Annotated in this window: 18 protein-coding genes; 14 read left to right on the top strand and 4 right to left on the bottom strand. The window is 56.4% G+C overall.

The genetic code is table 11. The features are described 5' to 3' along the window. Position 1: 1 nt before the first annotated feature. The 13 genes from HQL52_06965 to pckA all read left to right on the top strand — a co-directional run bounded on the left by HQL52_06965 (position 2) and on the right by pckA (position 14,800). Positions 2 to 853, top strand: coding sequence for a dihydropteroate synthase family protein (locus HQL52_06965; GenBank protein MBF0369182.1), 852 nt, complete (start codon positions 2 to 4; stop codon positions 851 to 853). Next, complete coding sequence (locus tag HQL52_06960) at positions 853 to 2,235, top strand: phosphoglucosamine mutase (GenBank protein MBF0369181.1); 1,383 nt, start codon at positions 853 to 855, stop codon at positions 2,233 to 2,235. The genes HQL52_06965 and HQL52_06960 overlap by 1 nt, the downstream gene beginning before the upstream one ends. Further along, positions 2,232 to 4,184, top strand: a complete 1,953-nt coding sequence (gene thrS / locus HQL52_06955; protein MBF0369180.1) for a threonine--tRNA ligase — start codon at positions 2,232 to 2,234, stop codon at positions 4,182 to 4,184. The genes HQL52_06960 and thrS overlap by 4 nt, the downstream gene beginning before the upstream one ends. Positions 4,185 to 4,192: 8 nt before the next feature. Continuing rightward, the gene (locus tag HQL52_06950) at positions 4,193 to 4,756 is read left to right on the top strand and encodes a translation initiation factor IF-3 (GenBank protein MBF0369179.1); all 564 of its coding nucleotides are present in this window, start codon (positions 4,193 to 4,195) and stop codon (positions 4,754 to 4,756) included. Between the two features lie 100 nt (positions 4,757 to 4,856). Next, a complete protein-coding gene (gene rpmI / locus HQL52_06945) occupies positions 4,857 to 5,054 on the top strand; it encodes a 50S ribosomal protein L35 (protein ID MBF0369178.1) in 198 nt (65 codons plus the stop codon). 125 nt (positions 5,055 to 5,179) lie between these two features. Then, positions 5,180 to 5,533: a 50S ribosomal protein L20 gene (gene rplT, locus HQL52_06940; GenBank protein ID MBF0369177.1), complete on the top strand. Its 354-nt coding sequence runs from the start codon at positions 5,180 to 5,182 to the stop codon at positions 5,531 to 5,533. Between the two features lie 250 nt (positions 5,534 to 5,783). Continuing rightward, complete coding sequence (gene pheS / locus HQL52_06935; protein ID MBF0369176.1) at positions 5,784 to 6,827, top strand: phenylalanine--tRNA ligase subunit alpha; 1,044 nt, start codon at positions 5,784 to 5,786, stop codon at positions 6,825 to 6,827. Between the two features lie 139 nt (positions 6,828 to 6,966). Beyond that, positions 6,967 to 9,387: a phenylalanine--tRNA ligase subunit beta gene (locus HQL52_06930; protein MBF0369175.1), complete on the top strand. Its 2,421-nt coding sequence runs from the start codon at positions 6,967 to 6,969 to the stop codon at positions 9,385 to 9,387. Positions 9,388 to 9,918: 531 nt separating this feature from the next. After that, positions 9,919 to 10,200, top strand: a complete 282-nt coding sequence (locus HQL52_06925) for an integration host factor subunit alpha (protein MBF0369174.1) — start codon at positions 9,919 to 9,921, stop codon at positions 10,198 to 10,200. Positions 10,201 to 10,498: 298 nt separating this feature from the next. Further along, entirely contained in the window at positions 10,499 to 11,125 is a 627-nt protein-coding gene (locus HQL52_06920) for a protein-L-isoaspartate(D-aspartate) O-methyltransferase (protein MBF0369173.1), read from the top strand. Next, complete coding sequence (locus tag HQL52_06915) at positions 11,125 to 11,703, top strand: DedA family protein (GenBank protein MBF0369172.1); 579 nt, start codon at positions 11,125 to 11,127, stop codon at positions 11,701 to 11,703. The genes HQL52_06920 and HQL52_06915 overlap by 1 nt, the downstream gene beginning before the upstream one ends. 26 nt (positions 11,704 to 11,729) lie before the next feature. Beyond that, positions 11,730 to 12,914 (top strand): peptidoglycan DD-metalloendopeptidase family protein, encoded by a 1,185-nt coding sequence (locus tag HQL52_06910; GenBank protein ID MBF0369171.1) that lies wholly within the window; start codon positions 11,730 to 11,732, stop codon positions 12,912 to 12,914. Between the two features lie 269 nt (positions 12,915 to 13,183). After that, positions 13,184 to 14,800, top strand: coding sequence for a phosphoenolpyruvate carboxykinase (ATP) (gene pckA / locus HQL52_06905; protein ID MBF0369170.1), 1,617 nt, complete (start codon positions 13,184 to 13,186; stop codon positions 14,798 to 14,800). A gap of 138 nt (positions 14,801 to 14,938) precedes the next feature. Here the strand turns inward: pckA and HQL52_06900 are convergent, their stop codons facing one another. Then, positions 14,939 to 16,327, bottom strand: a complete 1,389-nt coding sequence (locus HQL52_06900; GenBank protein ID MBF0369169.1) for a hypothetical protein — start codon at positions 16,325 to 16,327, stop codon at positions 14,939 to 14,941. 389 nt (positions 16,328 to 16,716) lie between these two features. Between HQL52_06900 and HQL52_06895 the strand changes: the two genes are divergently transcribed. Beyond that, on the top strand, positions 16,717 to 17,367 hold the full coding sequence (locus tag HQL52_06895; GenBank protein ID MBF0369168.1) for a rhodanese-like domain-containing protein: 651 nt from the start codon (positions 16,717 to 16,719) through the stop codon (positions 17,365 to 17,367). Between the two features lie 141 nt (positions 17,368 to 17,508). Here HQL52_06895 and HQL52_06890 read toward each other — a convergent pair whose 3' ends face one another. The 3 genes from HQL52_06890 to gap form a co-directional block, all read right to left on the bottom strand. Further along, on the bottom strand, positions 17,509 to 18,759 hold the full coding sequence (locus tag HQL52_06890) for a glyceraldehyde-3-phosphate dehydrogenase (protein ID MBF0369167.1): 1,251 nt from the start codon (positions 18,757 to 18,759) through the stop codon (positions 17,509 to 17,511). A 225-nt stretch (positions 18,760 to 18,984) separates the two neighbouring features. Further along, positions 18,985 to 23,262, bottom strand: coding sequence for a phosphoenolpyruvate synthase (locus HQL52_06885; GenBank protein ID MBF0369166.1), 4,278 nt, complete (start codon positions 23,260 to 23,262; stop codon positions 18,985 to 18,987). Positions 23,263 to 23,397: 135 nt separating this feature from the next. Further along, entirely contained in the window at positions 23,398 to 24,399 is a 1,002-nt protein-coding gene (gene gap, locus HQL52_06880; GenBank protein MBF0369165.1) for a type I glyceraldehyde-3-phosphate dehydrogenase, read from the bottom strand. Positions 24,400 to 24,619 lie beyond the last annotated feature (220 nt).

Genomic DNA, 24,619 nt, shown 5'->3' with positions numbered 1-24,619 from the left:
CATGGGCATCCTCAACGTCACCCCGGATTCATTTTCCGATGGGGGGCGTCTTGAGAGTGTGGACGAAGCCGTGGCCCAGGGTGTTGCACTGGCTGAAGCGGGTGCGGATATTCTGGATGTGGGGGGAGAGTCCACCCGTCCAGGAGCCACACCGGTCTCTCTTGAACAAGAGTGCCAACGGGTTTTGCCGGTAGTGGAAGCCTTGGCCCAGCGGGTTAAAATTCCCATATCGGTGGACACCTCCAAGGCGGGGGTGATGAAAAAAGCCCTGGCGGTGGGAGCCGGGATGATCAACGATGTCACCGCCCTGGGAGGGGGGATGAACACTGGGGACAGCACTGGCCCCTCTTCCAACCGGGATGGGATCAACCCCGAAGCATTGGAACTGCTGGCTGCCACTGATCATCCCATTATTCTCATGCACATGGGCGGCACACCGGCCACCATGCAGGAGGCTCCCCACTATCAGGATGTGGTGGTGGAGGTATTTGAATTTTTAGAGGAACGCATCACTCTTTGCCAAAAACACGGCATTGATCCAAAACGTTTGATCGCCGACCCCGGGATTGGTTTTGGCAAGTCCACCCAACACAATCTCACACTCCTGCGTCATCTGCCGGTGTTGAAAGGTCTCGGGGTGCCTCTGCTTTTGGGGGTTTCACGCAAACGGGTGGTGGGGGCGCTGACAGGGGAAGCCAAACCGGAAAAGCGGGATGTGGGCAGCCACGTTTTGGCCGCTCTGGGGGCTCTTTGGGGGGGAGCGGATATGGTGCGGGTACATGACGTGGCTGGGACCCGTCAGGCACTGGACACCGCCCTCGGTTGGTCGGAAGGTTTGGAGGCTGCGGCATAATGAGCCCAAAAAAAGATTCAGCTCGACAATTTTTCGGCACCGACGGCATTCGCGGTGAAGCCAATCAACACCCCATGACCCCGGAGTTGGTTTTGAAACTGGGGCGGGCGGCGGGCTTGGTTTTCCGTACCGGCGAGCATCGTCATCGGGTGGTGATTGGCAAGGATACCCGGCTTTCGGGCTATCTTTTCGAGTCCGCCTTAAGAGCCGGACTCACCTCCATGGGGATCCACTGCCTCCAGGTAGGGCCTATTCCCACACCGGCCATCGCTTTTTTGACCCGGGCCTTGCGGGCGGATGCGGGGGTGATGATTTCCGCCTCCCATAATGCCTTCCACGATAACGGCATCAAGTTTTTTGGTCCCAGCGGCAACAAGCTACCCGATGCGGTAGAGCAGGAGATCGAGCGGGTGTTGCTGGAAGGGGAGATGGAACAGCATCAGCCCGAACCGGACAAGGTGGGCCGCGCCTGGCGCATCGACGACGCTCTGGGCCGCTATATCGAATTTTGCAAAAACACCTTCCCCAAAGAGCTGCGTCTGGATGGCTTGCGGGTGGTGGTGGATTGCGCCCATGGAGCGGCCTACAAGGTGGCCCCGGCGATTTTGTGGGAGCTGGGGGCAGAAGTCATCACCATCGGCAACGCCCCCAACGGCTTGAACATCAACGACGGCTACGGCTCCCTCCATCCGGAAAAAATTCAGGCAAAGGTCCGGGAGGTGCGGGCGGATATCGGGATCGCCTTTGATGGCGATGCGGATCGTTTGGTGGTGTGTGACGAGCACGGCAAAATTTTGGATGGCGACCATGTGCTGGCCATGTGTGCCGTGGAGATGAAAAAACAGGAACGCCTCAAAGGGGGAGGTGTTGTTGCCACGGTGATGTCCAACCTGGGTCTGGAGCGTTTTTTAAAGAGCCACGATCTCAAGTTGATCCGTACCCAGGTGGGGGACCGCTATGTGTTGGAGCATATGCGGGCCAACGGTTTCAACCTGGGGGGGGAGCAGTCGGGGCATATTCTGTTTCTGGATCACAACACCACGGGTGACGGTCTGGTCTCCGGTCTGAAAATTTTGGAACTGATGGCCTCCTCCCAGAAGCCCCTGTCGGAACTGGACGCCGGTCTGGAACTGGTGCCCCAACTGTTAAAAAACGTGGTCATTCGTCCTGGCAGCAACCCCATGAACCTGAAAAAGGTCAAGGATGCCATTTCCCGGGCTGAAATGGAGTTGGGAGATTCCGGACGCATTCTGGTTCGCAAATCAGGCACCGAGCCCAAGGTCCGGGTCATGATCGAGGGGGATTCCCCGGAGCGGATTGCAGAACTGGTTGACGACATTTGTGAAACCATCGAGACATCAAGCGGCGGAACCCGAACATGATTCAAGTGACACTGCCTGACGGCAGTCTGAAAGAATTTCCCGAACCGGTAACGGTACTGGAGGTGGCTGCGGCCATCGGTCCCGGCCTGGCCAAAGCGGCCTTGGCGGGCACCATCGACGGTGAGCAGGTGGATCTCTCTACCCGGATCGAGAGCAACATTGAGATTTCCATCGTCACGCCCAAATCGGATGCCGGTCTGGATATTTTACGCCACTCCACCAGCCATCTGATGGCCCAGGCGGTCAAGGAGCTTTTTCCCGCAGCCCAGGTGACGATTGGTCCGTCGGTGGAAAATGGCTTTTACTACGATTTCGATTATGAGCGCCCCTTCACCCCTCAGGATCTCAACGCCATTGAAAAGCGGATGAAGGAGATCGTCAAGCGCAATCTTGCTGTCACCCGCAAACTGATGGAGCGGGATAAGGCGGTCGCTTTTTTCAGGGAACAAGGGGAGGTCTACAAGGCTGAAATCATCAGTGAGCTGCCGGAAGGGGAGGATATTTCCCTTTATTCCCAAGGAGATTTTATCGATCTCTGCCGGGGGCCCCATGTGCCCTCCACCAACCGCCTAGGCGCCTTCAAGCTGCTGCGGGTAGCGGGAGCCTATTGGCGGGGAGATGCCAGAAACAAACAGCTCCAACGCATCTACGGCACCGCTTGGGCAGACAAAAAATCTCTCAAGGCCTATCTTAGACAGCTGGAAGAGGCGTCCAAACGGGATCATCGCCGCTTGGGCCAGGTATTGGATCTTTTTTCCCTCCAGGAAGAGGCTGGCGGGGGAATGGTTTTTTGGCATCCCATGGGTGCCCGCATGCGACAAACCATTGAGGATTATTGGAAACAGCAACATCGTGAGGCGGGTTATGAGTTTCTCTATACCCCCCACATCGCCAATCTGGAGTTGTGGCGCACTTCGGGTCATCTTGATTTTTACGGCGAATCGATGTTTCAACCCATGGAGGTGGACGAGCAGCCCTATCAGATCCGCCCCATGAACTGCCCGTTCCACATTCTGATCTACAAGGATCGACTGCGTTCCTATCGTGAATTTCCCTTACGTTGGGGGGAGTTGGGCACGGTCTACCGCTATGAAATGTCCGGTGTACTCCACGGCCTCTTCCGGGTTCGGGGCTTCACTCAGGACGATGCCCATATTTTCTGTGAAGAGACCCAGATCGAATCCGAGATCACCGCAATTCTGAATCTCACCCTGGATACCCTCTCCACTTTTGGCTTCAGCGATTTTGAAATCTTTCTCTCCACCCGTCCGGCCAAATCGGTCGGCTCTGATGCCATTTGGGAAAAAGCCACCACCGCACTCAAAGGGGCCATCACCCAGCGGGGATTGGATTGTATCGTGGATGAGGGGGGTGGGGCCTTCTACGGACCCAAAATCGACGTCAAAATAACCGATGCCATCGGTCGAAAATGGCAGTGTTCGACGATTCAGCTGGACTTTAATCTTCCGGAGCGGTTTGATATCACCTATGTGGGAGCTGACGGCGAGCGTCATCGCCCCATCATGATCCACCGGGCGCTCATGGGATCCCTGGAAAGATTCCTGGGAATTCTCATTGAACACTATGCCGGAAATTTTCCATTATGGCTTGCACCGGTACAAGCGGTTGTCTTGACGATCACAGAGGCTCATAATGAGTGGGCCAGTGAAGTGCGCGACGCCCTGGTCAAATCGGGCTTGCGTGTGGATGCAGACTTGCGTAATGAGAAAGTCGGGTACAAAATCCGGGAGCACACCCTGAAAAAAGTACCCTATCTTTTGATTGTAGGTGAACGGGAACAGCAGGAAAAAGGGGTCAGCCTGCGCAATCGGGCTGGCCAGGATTTGGGAGCCCTGTCGCTTGAGCAGGTGAAAACTTTTCTGATTCAAGAGAATGAATCACGAAAAGCGGCAGATGAGGCCATTAACAGGGGGGAGGAGAAACCATAATCAGACCCATGATGCGAGACAGGTCAAACCCTCAGACCGATGATTCCACCCGAGTCAACGAACAGATTCGGGTACCTGAGGTTCGCCTGATCGACGAAAATGCACAGCAAGTCGGAATTGTCCCTCGGCACATTGCGCTCTCACGCGCCATTGAGGCTGGACTGGATCTTGTGGAGGTGGCACCCAATGCCAAACCTCCGGTTTGCAAGATCATGGACTTTACCAAGTTCAAGTATCAAAAATCAGTCCGGGAGAGACAGGCGCGCAAGAAACAAACGCGCATTGAGATCAAAGAGATTAAATTCCGACCCGGTACCGATACCCACGACTATGAAGTCAAGCTTCGGAAAATCAAAAAGTTTCTTGATTCCGGGGATAAGGTCAAGTGTACCATCCGCTTCCGTGGACGGGAGATGGCCCATCAGCAATTGGGGCTGGCTCTGTTGCGGCGGGTGGAAGCCGACCTGGGGGAGTTGGGAAAAGTGGAGCAGTCACCCAAACTCCTGGGCCGACAGTTGACCATGGTTGTTGCCCCGACGCTGCAACCCCGGGAACGGGACAAAGAAGAGTAGTCGTCGAACGGCGGATCGTGGTGAGGGATAGTGAGTGGCGTTATGGGCAAGTGATGCCGATAACGCCCGTCAAACATGCAAAAGAACAGTGGATTGAGTCATGCCGAAAATCAAAACCCATCGAGGTGCCGCCAAACGGTTCAAGGCGACCGGTACCGGTAAGATCAAACGGAGCAAAGCCTACAAGCGCCACATCTTGACCAAAAAAAGCACCAAGCGTAAGCGCAATCTGCGCCAAGGGGGCTTTATCTCCGACCACAACACCGATCAGATCAGGCAGATGCTGCCCGGTTTATAAAAAGTTGTGGCCGCAGGCTTCAGCCAGCGCAGACGACATTCGAAACACCAAAGCGTGTGGACGACCTGACACCGAGGGCAGTCCCACCGAAATAGATCAACACACATGCAGGGAGGCATTTCATCATGCCAAGAGTCAAACGGGGTGTGACCGCGCATGCGCGGCATAAAAAAATCATCAAACTTGCCAAGGGCTACCGGGGGCGCAACGGCTCCTGCTATCGCATCGCCCTGGAAAAGGTGGAAAAAGGGCTGCAATACGCCTACCGGGATCGCAAAACCCGGAAACGTGAATTCCGCCGCCTCTGGATCACCCGCATCAACGCCGCCGCTCGCCTGAGTGGACTCTCCTACAGCCAGTTCATGAATGGCATGACCAAAAGCGGGCTGGAACTCGACCGCAAGGTGCTGGCGGATCTGGCGGTGAACAAGCCTGAAGATTTTGCCAAGTTGGTGGATACCGCCAAAGCAGCTCTCTGATCGGCATCAGACCCCACTGATCATTCAAGTCGTTCAAGCTACATCGATTTTTTCACGGGTCCGGAGGGTTTTACCTTCCGGACCCGTGACCGTAGAGCCCTCCGTTAAAAAAACAGCGGTCGGCCTTTGGTGAAAATCGGGGGCTTCGTCTTCAGATCCGTGCTTGGCTATCGCCATTTCAACTGTAACGTCAGACCTGCCCTCCCCAACTCTCCCCCATCCAGACCTATCCGGGAAAGCCTAGAAAACCATGCGTGAACAACTCAACGAACTCAAGGCCGAAGCCCTGGCCGCCGTGGCAGCAGCGGATTCAGTCGAAACGATGGAGCTGGTTCGGGTCACCATTTTGGGACGCAAGGGCAGGCTTACTCAACTGCTACGGGGGTTGGGCAAGGTTTCTGCCGAGGAGCGGCCCATCCTGGGGGGGATCGCCAATGAACTCAAAGCCGATTTTGCCCAAGCCCTGGATGCCCGCCTTCAGGTGCTCAAGTCCCAGGCCCTGGATGCCAAACTCGCCCAAGAGGCCCTGGATATCACCCTCCCCGGACGCGCCCGTCCCCCTGGTGGCCTACACCCCATCACCCGCACCCTGGGGGAGATTGCCGCTATTTTTGCCCAGATGGGATTTTCCGAGGCCTCGGGGCCCGAGGTGGAGAGTGACTGGCATAACTTTGAAGCCCTGAACATTCCCTCGGACCACCCCGCCCGGGAGATGCACGATACTTTTTATCTGCCCCCGGATCCCGACGGCAAGCCGAGGGTGCTGAGAACCCACACCTCCCCGGTTCAGATCCGGGTGATGGAAAACCGCAAGCCGCCTCTACGTATTATCGCCCCTGGCAAGGTATTTCGCTGCGACTCGGACCTGACCCACACCCCGATGTTTCATCAGGTGGAGGGATTCATGGTGGATGAAGGGGTCCACTTCGGCGAACTCAAGGGGTTGCTGGAAGCCTTTTTGGTGCGCTATTTCGAGCGGGAGCTGCCGGTGCGCTTTCGCCCCTCGTTCTTCCCCTTTACCGAGCCTTCGGCAGAGGTGGATATGGGCTGCCTGTTTTGTAACGGCAAGGGGTGCCGGGTATGCAAGGGGACTGGTTGGCTGGAAGTCTTGGGCTGCGGCATGATCCATCCGGCCGTCCTGGAAAATGTTGGCATTGATCGAGAGAGCCACTCCGGCTTTGCCTTTGGCATGGGGGTTGAGCGACTCGCCATGCTCAAACACGGCATCGGCGATCTCAGAACCTTTTTTGATAATGACATCCGCTTTTTAAACCGCCACGCCCTGATGGCCTGATGGCCTGCTGTCTGGATAAAAGACTCTCCCGATAGCCTGTTGATTCGCTGAACCCGTTTCGAGGCGCGTAAAACAGCCTCCCGAAAACCCTCATTCAGGCCCGACAATCCGCCTGATGGACCTTTGAAGAGAAACCGCCATGAAGTTGACCCACCACTGGCTCCTCACCCATCTGGATTCCGATCTCTCTCCCCGGGAGATTGGAGATAAACTCACCATGGCGGGGCTTGAACTCGATAGCCTGGTTGATTTGGCCCAAGGCCTGGAAAAAGTCCAGGTGGGACAGCTCGAATCAGTGGAGCGCCATCCCAATGCCGACCGCTTGACCCTCTGCCGGGTGCGGGTGGGAGAGGGTGACGGTGAGACGCTACCCATCGTTTGTGGCGCGACCAACCACAAAATCGGCGATAAAGTGGCCGTGGCTGGTGTTGGAGCCAAGCTCCCCAACGGCCTCAAGATCAAAAAAGGTAAAATCCGTGGGGAAGTCTCCGAAGGCATGCTCTGCTCGGTCGCGGAGTTGGGATTGGCTGAAAGCGCCGAGGGCATTCTGATATTGCCGGAAGAGACGCCGGTGGGCAGCCCGATTGCCGACGCTCTGGGGCGCAACGATGTGCTCTTCGAGCTGGATCTCACCCCCAATCGCGGCGATTGTCTGGGCGTGCGAGGGGTGGCTCGGGAGCTGGCGGCGCTGGAAGCTGGAAAAATGAGGCCCCTCGACATTGCCCCAGGCCCCTGGAATGAGGACGGCGCTGATGTGGTGATCGACGATTCAGAAGGTTGCCCCCGCTATGCCGGGCGCATCATCCGGGGGGTCAAAGTCGGCCCCAGCCCGGAGTGGTTGCAGCAAAGATTGGAATCGGTAGGGTTGCGGGCCATCAATAATGTGGTGGATGTGACCAATTTTATTCTGCTGGACATGAACCATCCGATGCACGCCTTTGATCTCAACCAGCTTTCCCTGCCCATCGTGGTACGTCGCGCAGTTGCCGGAGAGACCCTCACCACCCTGGATGGGGAAAAGCGCACGCTCACCGATCAGATGACCTTGATCGCCGATCAAAAACGCCCCCTGGCCCTGGCGGGCATCCTGGGGGGTGAGGAGAGCGGTGTGGTTGAAAAGACCACCGATATTTTTCTGGAAGCGGCCTATTTCAATCCCATCCGCACCGCACGCACCGGACGAAAACTGGGCATCCACTCCGACTCCCGCCATCGCTTTGAGCGGGGAATTGATCCCGAAGGCCTCAAAAAAGCCATGGATCGGGCGACAGCCCTGATTGTGGAGCTGGCAGGAGGTGAGATCCAACCTGCGACCCTGGTCGATAGCGGCCAGTGGCAACCCACCCCCCCCATCCCCTTTCGCTATGAACGGGCCAATCAGCTGGGGGGCATTGACCTGACGGCTGAGCGGATACAGGGCATGCTGGATCGCTTGGGCTGTCGTTTGGTGGAAAACAGTGGCAAGGCCCAGGATTCTGCCGGTGTTGCCTACTATCAAGCCCCCCCCTTCCGTCACGATCTCAAGCGGGAAGAGGATCTGGTGGAAGAGATCGTGCGTCTCTACGGCTATGACCAGGTTCCTTCCAAGCTGCCGGTGGGAGCAGCGGAATCGATGCCTGCCGATCCCCTGAAGGAGCAGGCCCAGCGCACCCGACGGGTGTTATCGGGCATGGGCTATCTGGAAACCATCAACTATGCCTTTATCAGTGCTGAGCGGCAGGGACAATTCGATCCTGACCACACCCCCATTCCCCTGCAAAATCCCATCTCCGAAGAACAAGGGGTGATGCGTACCACCTTGATTGCGGGTCTGCTGGAAACAGCGGCGCGTAACCTGAGCCGGGGGAATCACGATCTGCATCTGTTTGAGATGGGCCGGATTTTTCTACCGGACGCCCAAGGCAACCTGGTAGAGGTGGAACGGCTGGCCGGGCTTGTCAGCGGCTCAGCCACTGGGCGCAACTGGCACACCCCTGCCCGTGACTGCGATTTTTTTGATTTGAAGGGGGATCTGGAGGCGCTGCTGACGGCTCTCTCCCACCCCTCCCCCCACTTTACCCCTGGAGGCCCCGATTTTCTCCATCCAGGTCAGAAAGCCGAGCTGGTGCTCGCTGGCAAAAAAGGCCCTAAAAAGAATCAAAAAAGCATCGGCTGGATCGGTCAACTCCACCCCCGTCTCCAGGAAAGCCTGGACGCCTCACAGCCGCTTTTCATCTTTGAACTGGATTGCTCCCCCCTTCTCACTCCCACCCAGGAGCGTGGCAAAGAAGAAATGAGCCGTTTTCCAGCGGTGGATCGGGATTTTGCCTTTCTGGTACCCCAAGAAGTCCCGGCCCGGGATTTTCTGGAGGAGATCGCCTCAGTGGATCCCAGTCTTATCAAAGAGGTGACCCTCTTCGACCTCTATACCGGCAAACATGTGCCCGAAGGACAGAAAAGTCTGGCACTGGGAGTGGTTTTTCAAGCCCCCGACCGAACCCTCAAAGATGCCGAAAGCCAGGAGCTGGCCCAACGCATCACCACCCGCATGGCTGAACGGTTTTCTGCCACCCTGCGTTGATTTCCCGTCGTTAACAGCAGCCATCCACCCGCCTATCCTTTTATCTGATAGGCAGGAAAGCCCCTTTTATGGAGGGGCTGCAAAAGGATGGCTGTAGCGGCCTGTGTTCATGATCCTAAATCCGGCAGTTGGGCGTGTATGGCTGGTGCAGAATATTGGTTCGCATAGTGAATTGGGAGAAATCGCTGTCACCTGATTGGTCACAAGACTTTCTCCCGATTTGCTTGGTGGATCAAGAGGCTGGGGCATGTACGTACGCCCAACTGCCGGATTTAGGATGATATACGCCCCTTCCAAGATATCTCCAGAAGCCCCCTCTCCTTCCTACTGATCAGAAAAAACGAGGAATTTTCCACACGGCTGAACATGTTGGCAGGGTTTGTGAATTAAAACACCCACGCAGCTGCCACCATCCCGCAAACCATCGCATCCCGGTGTCGGCTACAAAAAAAATCAAACCGCCGAGGGCCCTCTCCTACAGAGAGCCCAACACTTAAGAATAGAGCATCCTGACTACCGGGGAAGCGTTTCATGACCAAAGCCGACATTGTGGAAGCCGTCTACCGGCGTCTTGGCCGTCCCAAGAAAGAAACCGCTGAAATCGTTGACGATATTTTTGAAATCATCCGGGAAAACCTGGAAGAGAGTGAAGAGGTCAAAATTTCGGGGTTCGGCAATTTCAACATCCGTCAAAAATCCCCCCGCCGGGGACGCAATCCCAAAACCGGCGAAGAGATTGAAATCACCGCCCGGAAGGTTTTAACCTTCAAGCCGAGCCAAATTCTCAGAACCCGCGTCAATAATAAACAGTAATCGAAGTCCAAAGGGGTTGGGGGGTTGACGTTCCAGATGGTCATGACCATATCAGTCCACGGCAAGAGAAGAATCGCGCCACTGAACCGGAGCGCCTGCTCAAACCTGTCCCATTTCCTCCACCAGTGGTTTGACCTAACGACAGTCTAAAGGGATAACGGTGTCTGCCAGAAACTCCACAGCCTCTCTTTTTCCCTTCACCGACCGGAAACGTCTGGCGAGCCGTTTTCGCTCAGCGACCCCCAAGCCGCCCCCCTCTCCGGTTCGGGAAAGGGTCTTTGTCCGCCCCAGACAACGCATGGTGGAAACCCAACTGAAATCCCAAGGGATCAGCGATCCACGGGTTCTCAAGGTGATGGGAGAGATTCCCCGACACCAATTTGTCGACGAAGCCCTTGCTGGACGCGCCTATAGCGATGCGACTCTGCCCATCGGTGAAGGCCAGACACTCTCCCAACCCTATACCGTAGCCCGCATGACCGAAGCCCTGGGGTTGACCGGTCGTGAAGAAGTATTGGAGATCGGCACCGGATCGGGATATCAAACCGCTGTGCTCTCTCGCCTCTGCCGCCGGGTCTATACCATCGAACGCCTGCCAAAACTCGCTGAAAATGCCAAGCGTCGCCTCACGGAAATGGGCATGACCAATATCGTTTTCCGAGTGGGAGATGGTAGTCTGGGCTGGCCCATGAAACGACAATTTGATCGCATCCTGGTGACCGCCGGGGCACCGGTCATTCCGGAAAATCTGACCCGCCAGTTGCAGGACGGCGGCACCTTGATGGTTCCTGAAGGGGGGCTTTCCGGCCAGCTGTTGGTCAAAATAAAAGGGGGGCGTTCCCCAAGCCAGATCATCCGGGAAGAGCTGGAAGCGTGCTGCTTTGTCCCCCTGGTGGGAAAAGCGGGCTGGGAAGGGGTCTCATGATTCGCAAGCTTTATGACTGGACCATGCAGTGGGCCAGCTCCCCCCAGGCCCTGCCCGCCATCTTTTTCATCGCCTTTGTGGAGTCCTCTTTTTTTCCCATACCACCGGACATCCTGCTGATTCCCATGGTGATGGCCGCCCCCAAACGGGGTTTGGTGATTGCTGGGGTGTGTACGCTGGGTTCGGCTTTGGGGGGAGGATTCGGCTATCTGATCGGCTATCACTTTTGGCAATGGATTGGCGAGCCGATCATTCAGTTTTATGGTGCCGCAGAAAAATATCAGCACGTTTCCGAACTCTTCCGCCAGTATGACGTCTGGATTGTGGGTATTGCCGGATTTTCCCCCATTCCCTATAAGCTGTTCACCATCACCGCTGGTGCGCTGCATTCCAACTTTGCGGTGTTCATGGTGGTTTCCATCCTCTCCCGAGGGGCGCGTTTTTTCCTGGTGGCGGGGCTTTTGATGTGGGGTGGAGAGCGCTTGCGGCTGTTGGTGGAACGCCACCTGGGGCTGCTGACAGCAATCATCATGGTGATGGTGGTCGTAGCGATCATTGCGGTTAAGCTGATCCTATGATGAATGGTTTAGGTTTCGACTGCCTGATGAACAGCTCAAATCACAACCGCCTGAATCACCGATCCCGGCCCTGGCTGGTGGCGCTGGCGATGCTTGCTGTGACGGGCTGTGCGCAGATGGAACCTGCCAAAATTCGCATCGCCGAAGGTCCGGCCATCTCCTGGAAACAGAAGCCCACCGCTCCCAGCATCAATCGCTCCCAGTCGGGCTATTATACCATCGCCCCGGGAGACGCCCTCTGGGCCATCGCCGTGGTTCACGGTCTGGATGTGGAAGATCTGGCGGCCTGGAATAAAATCGACAACCCCGACATGCTCTATGTGGGGCAAAGATTGCGGCTGACCCCTCCCCAGCCCAAAACCGCCCCCTCTGCCAAAAAAAGCACAGCCTCCACCAAACCTTTGGTGAGTACCCCCACAAAGCCTCTGGTGAGTACCCCCACAAAGCCTCTGGTGAGTACCCCCACAAAGCCTCTGGTAACGCCACCGACAAAATCTCTGACAGCCACACAGCCAACAAGACCCCTGGTGAGCACCCCACCCGGCTCTCCCCGGATGAGCACGACTCTGCCCATACCCAACTATAACAACCCATCACTCAGCGGGTCGTCCAGTGCCCTTTCAAGCCCCGTCAAAAAGGAGACCATCTCCCCACCGCCACAACTGAGCACCAGCCGGACTCTCTCTGGAAATCAACGGGCTTCGGTCTGGGAAAATCCCCCTCCAGCCCCCACTGCCAAACCCAAAAAACGCTCTATCCGGAAGGCTTCAGCCAACAGTGCCTCGAATTCTTCCAGAAAAAAATATGGTAAATCGGCCTTTGACAAATCCAAGCCCCCCACCCGTTGGAGATGGCCTCTCAAGGGTAAAATTTTAAGCCGCTTTGGCAAGCGGGGACAGGGCCGCAACAACGGTATCGACATCCAAGCCAAGGTGGGCACACCGGTGCTGGCATCGGCTGCCGGGGAGGTGGCCTATGCCGACAGTGGCCTGCCCGGTTTGGGTAATTTGATCATTTTACGCCACGGCGGCTCCTACATGACCGCCTATGCCTACAACCAAAAATTGTTGGTCTCCCGGGGAGAGATCGTCAAAGCCGGGCAAAAAATCGCTCTCTCGGGCCAATCCGGCCACGCCGAAACCCCCCGCCTGCATTTTGAGCTACGCTACTCCATCAAGCCCTTAAATCCACTGAAACACCTGCCACACTGATTTTATCCCCCCTGAATCAGCGGCCAAACCAGCCCAGACTTCCGGATTGCACCCTCCCAAACAAGCCCCCCGTCCTCTCTCTCTCCCTGTGAGATGGGATGCAAGTTGGGGCCATAAACGGTTATTTTTCCATTCCATTCAACTGGAAGTGGAGAGGTCAATTGTGGCAAGATGTGGGTTCTTGACTTTGATCAAACAGTTGCGAACACACCCATCGCAATCTGTCGGATCGGATACATCATCCCCAGCTTGAAAAGGTAACCAGTCTCATGCCCACCTCCAACAACCCCCAGGAACGCATCGACACCGTCACCCAGCAACTGGCCGCCTGTGGCGTGGTCAATCCCAAGAGTGTTTTCCTGGACCTCTCAACTCCGGAACTCTACGAACAGATCATTGCCCGTAAAGAGGGACATCTGGCCTACGGGGGTGCCGCCGTGGTGGAAACCGGTGTCTATACCGGTCGCTCGGCCAACGATAAGTTTATTGTCAACGAACCCGAAAGCCGTGACAAAATCGCCTGGGGTGAGGTTAACCGGCCCTTCGAGGAGAAACAATACGATCGATTGCGCAACCGGCTCACCGCTTATCTGCAAAACCGGGATCTGTTTGTCCAGGAGTGCCGGGTGGGAGCCGATGCCAACCATCAGCGACGGGTACGGGTGGTGACCACCTGGGCCTGGCAGGCGCTCTTTGCCCGCAACCTGTTTATTCATCCCCGGGAATTCGATCAAGCCATCATCGAGCCCAACTATACGGTGATCGGCGCTCCCGGTTTTAAAGCCGACCCCGCCATCGACGGCACCCGCAGCGAGGCCTTCATCGTACTCCACCCCGCCCGCAGGGAAATCCTGATCGGGGGCACGGGTTATGCCGGTGAGATTAAAAAATCGATCTTTACGGTGATGAATTATCTCCTCCCGGAAGAAGATGTCCTGCCCATGCACTGCTCGGCCAATATTGGCGAACAGGATGATGTGGCGATCTTTTTCGGCCTCTCCGGAACCGGTAAAACCACCCTCTCCACCGACCCCCGCCGGCGCATGATCGGTGATGATGAGCACGGCTGGTCCAAAAACGGCGTCTTTAACTTTGAAGGGGGCTGTTACGCCAAGGTGATCCACCTCTCCCAGGAGGCCGAACCGGAAATTTTCACCTGTACCCGTAAATTCGGCACTGTGCTGGAGAATGTCATCATCGACTCCACCAGCCGCAAGGTGGATCTGGACGACGACCAGCTCACCGAAAACACCCGGGCAGCCTATCCCCTGACCTCCCTCTCCAACATCCAGCCCAGCGGCCAGGGAGGCCACCCCAAACACGTCATCCTGCTCACCGCCGACGCCTTTGGCATTCTACCACCCGTCGCCGCCCTCTCCCGGGATCAGGCGATGTATCACTTTCTCTCAGGCTATACCGCCAAGCTGGCCGGTACCGAGCGGGGTCTCACCTCTCCCAAGGCCACCTTTTCCGCCTGCTTTGGGGCCCCCTTCATGATTCTCGATCCGGTGGTCTATGCCAACATGCTGGGCAACATTTTGGATGAAACCGGCGCCCGCTGCTGGCTGGTCAACACCGGCTGGACCGGTGGCCCCCACGGCGAGGGACACCGCATGCCCATCCGGGATACCCGCACCATCATCGACCGGATTTTGGCCAATGAATTGAACGGGGTCGAAACCCGGAGTGATTCGGTGTTTGGCCTGGAGATCCCCAAAGCCATCGAAGGGGTATCCAGCAGCCTGTTGGAACCCCGCTCCACCTGGCAGGATCCCTCTGCCTACGATGAAAAAGCGGGTTATCTGGCAGGACGCTTCAATGAAAACTTTACCCAATTTGCCGATCGGGTATCGGAATCGGTGCGAGAGAGTGGTCCCTCTGCCTGATCAAACAAACCAGCCCCCCCCTTTGCTGATGTGGCCTTTCGAAAGGGGATGAAACAAACAAAAGCGGCCTTCAGGATCCCTCCCGAAGGCCGCTTTTGTTTGAAAAAGCCTGCCACAATCCAATCCAGCCCCACGCCCCTACCCCGCTATTTCCCGATCGTGCCCCTTACCTCGCAACGTCGACCAGTAGGATTTGATCGTGGCCCCCACCAGACGCAAAAAGAAAATCGGGGTCAGGGTACGCAAAAAGATTTCCCGATAGGTGGCGCTTCCGGTGAAGGTATCCCACAACACCCGACTCATGATCCGTCGTTGAAAGGTCATGGACTCTTCATCCATCACCATCCGCACCATGCCCCGGCGCATGAAGCGCAGCTTTTGATAGAGCAGCGTGATCAAAAAAATCACCGTGCCGATGCGGTTATCGAAGGCGACCCGTCCATAGACCGGTTTGTATTGGGCCTCAAAATCGTTTTTGGAGATCCCAAAAAAGACAGAGGTCACCGCCACCGCCTTGGCTGTGAGATAAGCGGCACCAATGCCATCCTTATAGAGACGGGAAACCGCACTGTCCCCAACCATCACCACCCGGTCGGCAAAGGGCTGAACCGCAGGCCCGACATTGAGCTTGGGGGCACATGTGCAGACCTGCTCCCCCACCTCGCACACATTGCTCATCCCCTTTTTCCACTCAAAATCAGGGGGAAAACAGCTTCGCACTTCCGCAGAGGTCATAAACTGCCGGACCAGCTCCTTGTCGATATCATCCCCCATGAGGCAGACCGTGACATATTCCACCTTGGGGATGATGGCGGCAAACTTCAGCCCTTTGATATCCAACAAAAAGATATGCATGGAGCTGCCCAGATATTCCTGAACCACCTCGGATCCCAGATAGATTTCCGAGACAAACCCCCGGGTGACCGGCGGCGGTTTAAACTCCGGGCCGGTGAGGTTTTCAAATTTTTTCAGGATAGGCGCATTGACCCCCACCGCCCCTACCAAAAAGTCATAGGTAACTCGCTCCCCCGAACGGATCACCACCTGGGGACGGTCTTTGTCGAAGGTGAGATCCGATACCTTTTCAGGGACTACCCGAGCACCCCTCTCACTGGCCAACTCCAACAGATAGTGATCAAATCCCCCCCACTGCTGATCCCCTGTGGGCTGACGGGGACCACCTCCACGAAAAACCGTGGCAATGCGCAGATCATCTGCCGGGGTGTCGATGGAGACCGGTTTTAGATCACTGGTGTGCAAAACATAGGAGTCGATTCCCCGTTGAACGACCATGGGGGGCAAGTTGATCCCCTCGGCTGCCAGGGTCTGCACCAGGGATTCGGAAACCACCCCCGCACACATGTTGCACCCTTTGGGGCCGTGCAGGCTGAAATCCCTGGGTTCATAGATATCCACCTGGAGGGTGAGCCCGATGCGACTGGCCAGCTCCAGGAGAAAAAAGCCGGTCATGGCACCGGCAGGCCCACCACCGATGACGGCAATTCGATCATTTTCCTGCAGTTTCACCAGATATCTTCCCTGAAAACAGACACATCCACCTTAACGAATCCAAGTTCAACAACGCTCCATCAGCGGCCACTCCCAAACAGGCCAAAGAGAGCTTCCCTGGATCAACACCCATCACACAACCGACCGACACGGACGATAATTCACAAATTGAGCCAAAAGGTTGGCAAGGTGCGCCTGAACCTCTCTTCCAGAGTTGATAAGAGCGCCAGCAAAGAGATGGTGGCAAACTTTATTTTGGCAGGCCACATTTGCTATTATATTCTGAGGTGACAATAAAAATAAGCAAAAAATCCTTTTTTCTCTTCCTCTTCAGTCATTTCCAGATCATCCTTGGCATGATGGAAAATCAAACTCAACCATGAGCTGACAACCTTCAGGGGACGGTTATGAGGATCAAATCCGTATGGATGGCCATCGCGGCCTTGCTGATTACAGGCATCTCCTGGGAAAGTTGGGCATTTTCCACCAACATCACCGACAACATCGGCAGCTTTACCGTCAAGCACGGCTCCAAAACCGTCGAAGTCAAACGACAAGCCGACCCCAACGCTACCCTGCATAGCGCCTTTGCCAAAACCGGGCGCCGCTGCCCCCCCTACTGCGCCCAACCCATGGAAGTCGCCCCCGGAGTAAAAACCATCGGAGAGGTGGAGTTGGTAGCCTTCATGCTCACCCATCTCCAGGATGGTACCGGCCTGCTGGTGGATGCCCGCTCTCCGAACTGGCACGCCCGAGGCACCATCCCCGGCTCGGTTAACGTCCCCTATATCGACATCAACCTCTCCATGGGGGCGGATCCCATTACCATTGCTGACAACCTGGAACTTTTTGGTGCGGTGCAAACAGATCATGGCTGGGATTTTTCGTCGGCCAACTCCCTGGCGGTATGGTGTAACGGCCCCTGGTGTGGACAATCCCCGGCAGCCATCCGGGGACTATTGGAGCTGGGCTATCCCACAGAAAAAATCTTCTACTATCGGGGAGGCATGCAGATGTGGCAGATCTTTGGCCTCACCGTCACCCAACCGGAATATTGACCGCCCGCCCTCCTCCCACCTTGACGGGCCAGGGCAAAACCGAACGCAAGCCCCCTCCCCCATCCTGACACCCCGGATGAGCGCCAAAGTTACCCTCTCTTCCCCGACGCTTCCAACCGCCGGGGAAGAGAGGAAAACGCTTTAGAACATCTTTTCCGAAATAGAGACCACCAGATCCCCCAACATGCTGGCATAGCTGCCCAGCTCATTGTCATACCAACCATAGATCACCGCCTGGGTGACCGGCACTTCCAGGGGAGCATTAGCCAGCAAGGTGCGCGCCTCTTCAGAAATATTGGCCACTTCACTGGTATTGACATGAATGAAAGCGGTACGGGTGTGGGTCTCCTGCCCCTCAATCACCGTGGCCGCCCGAGGATAGCCGATCATATCGGAGGAGACGTTTTGTTCGCTGGTATAAACCAGGTGACCGCTATAGGGGCCTTCGGCAGCCTCCCGATAGATTTGGTTGATCACCTCCCGATTGATATCACTGCGACTCTCCCCATTGGTGGCTACCTTGGGCTGGAGATTCAAGGTGAGGATGGTCAGAGAACCGGTGGCAGTGGGTACCCGGACCGATTCCGCCATGAAACCGATCTTGGACATTTCCGGAATCACCAGAGGCAAGGCCTTGGCCGCTCCGGTGGTGGTGAGGATAATATTGTTGAGAATGCTGCGATTTTTACGCAAATCCTTGGCCCCGGCCTTGGGCATGGCATCCAGCACCTTTTGGCTGCCGGTAGCGGCATGGACCGTCACCATGGAGGCCGACAGCAAGCGCTCGGTACCAAAGCGGTCCAGCAGCGGCTTCATCATATAGCTGAGACAGGTGGTGGTGCAGGAGGCCGCTGAAATGACGGTGTGGCGGTCGGTTTCAAACACCTCATCGTTGATGCCCATCACCGTGGTGACAGCATCGTCGGGCATGGAGAGACCTTTGTTTTTGATCTTGAAAGGGGCTGAGAGCACGACTTTTTCAGCCCCCCCCTCCAGATGCCCCCGCAAGGCTCCCCCGGGCGCATCGGCAGGCACCGTGGGGTCGTTGAACACCCCGGTACAATCCACCACCAGACGGGCCTTGTGGCTGCGCCATTGAATCTCCCTTGGATTGCGGTGTTCCCGCAAAAATTTGACCGGCATGCCGTCGATGGTCATGGTCCCGGCTTGTTCATCCAGATTTTCGATCACTCTTCCGCCATTGAAGCCGTGGATAAACTGCCCCAAGCGACCATAGCTGGAATCTTTTTCCACCACCTGCGCCACATCTTCCAGGCTTTTACCAACATCCCGACCCAGGTTGACCACCAAGCCGGAAAAATGTTTGCGGGCCACATGGTGCCACAGGGTCAATTTACCGATACGGCCCATGCTGTTGATGCCGAGTATCATGAGAATTCCTCTCTCTCGTTAAAAACCAAACCACCGGTTCCGGGCTTCAGGCCGGTCCTGGCCAGAGCCGCCAATTTTATATTCATCCTCACCAGCCCAGTCCAGGCTGACGTTCAATCCCACTGAAACCGCCAAATGATACAGCTTTCCTCACACGACAGCCGCCCCACACACCCAACCGCCGGATTCAGGTTAAAACCACCTGGCCCACACTTCGAAGGTCACCTAACCCGCATCCGATGCAATCCCTGCCGCCGGAACCCATCTCTGGGTAGCCAAAGGATGCCACCCCTTGTAGAGCTGACCGTGATGCCCCTCAATGCTGATGGGGTCACCATAGTGGATCACTTGGCCATTCACTTCACAGCGCCCGGGATTTTCCCGTACGGTCATCGCCTCACACCCCACCACACAGGTACGATTGAGGCGGGCCGCAACAATCGCCGCATGGGAGGTTTGCCCGCCACGGGCGGTGAGCAATCCTTCCGCCATGGAAATTTCCCGAATGTCGTCAGGCACCGTATCATAGCGGATCAGGATCAACAGGTCCGCCCCAAATTCAACTCTGGCGCGCTCAATCTGCTCCAGGTTAAACACCGCTCGGCCACAGAGCGCTCCACCGCTCACCCCGATGCCTTTGGCCAGACGATTTTGATCCAGTTCCTCGCTATCCTGAAAAACCCCTCCCTCGTGCTGATCCATCCCCCCGGTCACCATATCCCGACTCTGGAGGATAAAGAGATTGTCCGACTGGGGGCCGTCATAGGTAAACTCAATCTCCTGGGGAGTCCAGCCCAGATCATAGACCAAAAGCTGGGCATATTTGAGCAGGGCCTGATAGACCTCTGGAAAACAGCGCTCCAGGGCGGTATCGGGGTCGCGCTTGTCATACTGACACTGCTCCAGGGAGATGGGGTTGGTGGAAACCAGCCCCCCGACAATATCCTCCCCCTGATTGCCAGCGGTATAATCCCCCCACAACACCACCCGGTCCAGCTTGCGATGGGGATGAGCCGTAAAAAGCACACCGCTGCCAGCCGCACCATGGATGTTGCCATAGACCATGCGCTGCAACACCACAGCGGTCCCCCAATCGTTGGAGATATTCATGATCTTGCGATACTCCTTGGCCTTGAGGGCATTCCAGGAGTCCGCCACCCGCTCAATCGCCAGATCCAACTGCTCCCAGGGATCCTCCGGAATGGGAATACCCACCGAGAGGGCCTTTTTTTTGTAGGTTATCGCCAGCTCTTCCATCTGCTCCGAGGTAAAATGCCGCTTTTTTTTCACCCCATAACGCCGCTTGGCAGCCCACATCAGATCACTGAAGGTGCTGCGCCCCACCGAATAGGCCATGGACCAGGATTGGATAAAGCGGCGATAGTTGTCCCAGGCAAAAAAGGAGTGCCCGGACTGCTTGATCAACCCTTTGACGATCTCCTCGTTGATCCCCACATTGTGGATGGTTTGCATCATCCCCGGCATGGAGATCAGAGCCCCGGAGCGCACGGAGAGAAGCAGCGGATTTTCCGCCACCCCAAAGGCGAGCCCGGTCTGCTCCTCAATGTGAGCCACATTCTCCCGCATCTGCTCCAAAAAATCGGCTTTGGCGGGCTCATGGGTACGAATCACCTCCTGGCAGCGGAAATATTCCGTGGTGACCACCACCCCGGCGGGCACCGGCGCACCAAACGCCAGAAGCTGTTCCAGATTGTACCCCTTGTAGCCCAGATGAATCACATTGCGGGTGCGCTTGTCCGGCTGCTGCAACGAGCAAAAAAGCTTGGCCGGATCATAAGTCATCAGCTGATCCAGGAGCCGGGCGGGCAGCTGGCCCTCCTCCTGCTGGGAGAGGGTCTGAAAAATACGGGTGATAAAGTTATCAAAGGGTTGCAGCCCCAGGGTTTCGGCAATCAGATCCCGCATGAAGGTTTCACTGATCCGCTCAAGGGAAGCATTGCCATCCTCCCCATCCCACATCGCCTGATATTTGGGTAGCAGCGTCTCCTCGGTAAAGCCGGGAACGATACGGGCCAGGTTGTCCCGGTGGTGGCTGACATAATAGGTGGAGATGATATTTTTCACCCCCTGGGAAAAGCCCCGAAAAATATCCACATACTGGTGGTAGGAAAATTGATTCAGCTCCAGGGAGCGTTCCAGCACCGCCTGGAGATTGCGCAAGCGTCGGGAGGCGATGCCGTCCAACGCCAGCGCCCGCATGAAAATCCCCAGATATTTAGCTACTTTATAAAAGGCCGCCTGGGTGATAAAACCATCGGGAATTTTGGTAACCAGCCCCTCCAGTTGGACCCGGGCAAGATTTTCCAGACGGAAGGTCAACGACAGGGCATCGAATTTTTTTTCCTGGTAACGCCCATAAACCGAGGGAATATCCACAGCAATATGGCGCTTCTGATAAATTTCCTCCCGAGCTGGAAACACCTCGTCGGAATGGATGATCTCCTTCAACGCCTCCAGAGCCTTGAGCAGCGCCCGCAACAGGCTATAGCCCGAATCGCCCCGTTCCAAGGACTTGATCAGGGAGGAAAGCCCGGCAAACCCCTGCCCCTTGACCCAGCGCAGATGCTCCAAAATGCCGTGGTGGCCCAGATTATATTTGAGATTTAACAACTGGTAGAGGCGAATCAGGAGAAAGACCCGTCGGCGTTCGGTTTCGGGCACCTCCTCCTGGGACATGATCCACCCCTCAATCTCCGCCAAAGGGGTGTTGAGCAGCGTCTCTTCCTGTTTGATCCCGGCCACTTCGAAAAGCCGCACCATCACCCGGTGGACATCATCAAAACAGGGTCCCTCCCCCCGGGCCTCCTTCAACACCGACTCCACTAAAAAAGGAGTCAATCCCCGGGTCTCCCCAGTGCGCCAATAGTGGAGAATCGCCCGAACCATCTCCACAATCAGGTTGGTGGACTCCACATGGCACTGCTTGCGCAAAAAGTGGATCACCCGGTCATGACGCTTCCAGATTTCATCCAGCTCGGTAGAGACATCCCGCAGCTCCCCTTCGGCACCGATCTCGTTAAAATAGACCGGCAGAATGCGGGTAAACTGCTTGACCAGGTTGTAGACCGGCTGGTGATTGGAGTTGAGCAGCCGGGTGACCTCTTTTTGGAACAGGTCCGTATCCCGAATGAGGGTGCCACTCAGGCGCAGATTGATGATCAGGGCCGAAATCAGCGTGGAGCACCATTTGGGGTTCAGGGTGATCAGGTTCAACCACACCCGAATGTTATAAAGATGGGCCGGATTACAGATAGGCTGCCAATCCTCCCCCACCCCCTTGACCAACCGGTATTGAAATCCAAACCCCACCACCTGCCCCAGAAAGGCTTCCACCAAAAGGCTGTTGTTGCGATCAAACACCTCCCGCCCCAACACCTCGATGCACTGGAGCGCGGTGTGGGGATATTTCACCACGTTGGCGTTTAAAAATTCGAAGGTCCTGAGCAAAAAGGCCTCGATCTCCTCGAATCCCTGTTTAAGCTGTACCAAATGCACCAGGCTGCGATTGATCTCCCGCAGGGTCTCCTCATGGATCAACACCAGGCCATCGGTCTCCATGATGTGAAACATGAAGCGTAATTTACGACTTTCCAACTCCCGCCACTGGGCGGCGGAACCTTCGCCATTGGTCTGCTGCCCCAACCGCTCAGCCGCCAATCGATAGCCTCGGACAATATCGAGAAATGAAGGAAGCTGGCTTAAACGGGTCAGCTCTCCAATCCCCGGGGCAGCTACCTCGGCAATCTCCTCCACCACTTGCAACGAAGCGCCAAGAGTCCCATGGGAGATCACCTCGAAGGCCTCCTCTCCATGAGGACAGGCATATACAATCGGATCGGTCTGCTCCAGCCAGTGGCGGTAGGTCACCCGCAGGGATTGGACAAAAAGCGCTTTCACCGACTGAGGGTCAAGCCCATTCTCTTCCCCCGATTTGGTCCATTTGGCCAAAACCTGGGAGAGGGTTCGTTTCAGGGGATGGCGACTCTGGGAAAGATGCAGCAGGTGGGTGGGGGGAAGCTGGGACAACACACTGAAGATTCGGTTATAAACCGGCATGTAGCGATGCAGCAGCCAAGGCTGCAGCTGGCTGGTCCATTTATCGAGTACCGCTGTAACTCCCTCCAGGGCCGCTGACGAAGGGCCATCCCGCCCCGGCACCGACCAGGCTTGTTGAAAAAGATCAAAAAAGAGGGAAAAACATTCAGGCCCCTGCTCGTGGTTGACGAAGCGGGAGGCATTTTTGAGCACGAACCCCCGCAGCTCCGGCAAAATAAGCCGCCAGTTGCGATAGGGGTGATTGATCTCCAGCAGCAGCCGATCCAAAACATTGAGAATACCGGCATACTCCCGCACCACCAGGCGCAGGGTCTCCTGGCGAGGGTCGATGGTGACCCGCTCCACGGCGGTCTCCAGAAGATTGGCCGCCAGGGCGCTGGATTGGTGGGGTGGGGTTTGGGACTGTTTGGAAGGGTGACGATTCACGGCAGCCTATTATAATGTCAGGGGAGTGAATGTTGGCCAGGGGAATACCTATTGGTTTTAGCCATCCCAGGGCTGAATGTTGAGCTTGGACAACTCGTATTTGACCCCCTGGGGGCGCTTCCCTGACAGGGACAGTCAGATCGCAGCCCGATCCATGTGACGGATGAGGTCGAGAACCCGGTTGGCATAACCCCATTCGTTGTCATACCAGGTGAGCACCTTGACCGTGGAGCCAATGGCCCGAGTGGAATCACCATCCACCACCCCGGAGTGAGGATTACCCTGATAATCCACCGAAACAAGAGGTTCGTCGCAATAGCCAAGATAGCGATTTTGAGCCTCCCGGAAAGCTTGGTTCAGTTCATCAACGCTCACATCACGCCCCAACTCCATAACCGCATCCACCAGGGACACATTGGGGGTGGGCACCCGTACCGAGAGACCATCAAAACGACCGGTCAAGGCGGGGATCACCAAACCAATGGCCGCAGCAGCCCCGGTACTGGTGGGAATGATGGAAACCCCGGCAGCCCGGGCACGACGCAGGTCGGTGTGGGGAGCATCCAGGAGCCGCTGGTCGTTGGTGACCGCATGGACGGTGGTCATCAAGCCACGCTCCAGACCAAACCGTTCCATCACCACCCGGGCCATGGGCGCCAGACAGTTGGTGGTGCAAGAGGCGTTGGAAACGATGGTGTGGTGCCGGGGATCATACTCCTCTTCGTTGACCCCCATGACGAGGGTCTTGACCTCCCCCTTGGCAGGGGCGGTAATCACCACCCGCCGGGCGCCTCCCTTAAAATGATTTTCAGCGGCATCCCGCCTGGTGAATCGACCGGAAGCCTCGATGACATAATCGGCCCCGACACGCCCCCAGTTGATCTCCCCCGGCTCCCGGGCATGGGTGAGGAGGATATTTTGGTCTGCCAGTTGCAGCCCCTCCTCCAGAAGCACTGGATCCCCTGGAAATGCCCCCATCACCGAATCATGTTTGATCAGATGGGCCAGCACCTCCCTGGGGGCGGGATCGTTGATGGCGACGATGGCCAGATCGGCAAAAAGAGGATCCATTCGAGAAGCCCTCAAGATGGCCCGCCCGATTCGTCCAGCCCCATTAATTCCGATACGGATCGTCATGGTTCTCTCTCGCCTTGAAAAAAGAAACGAAATGGCTCAACATCACTGAGCCCATAGTTGCCTGATGGAGGAAGAGTTGAAAATCTCCTTTTTTCCAACCGGCGTCCATTGCCAGGGCACGAATTTTAGACTATTTGAATTTATCGATAATGACAACTCGGTCAGCCGATTCCTGCCTTTCAGGAACCTCTGGCAATTTCTGACAGCAGCCAACAGCAGC

It is taken from the genome of Magnetococcales bacterium, assembly GCA_015232395.1.
Classification (GTDB): Bacteria; Pseudomonadota; Magnetococcia; order Magnetococcales; family JADFZT01; genus JADFZT01.
Note: the sequence above shows the minus strand (reverse complement) of the source record. Positions and strands in the feature narration are given on the sequence as shown.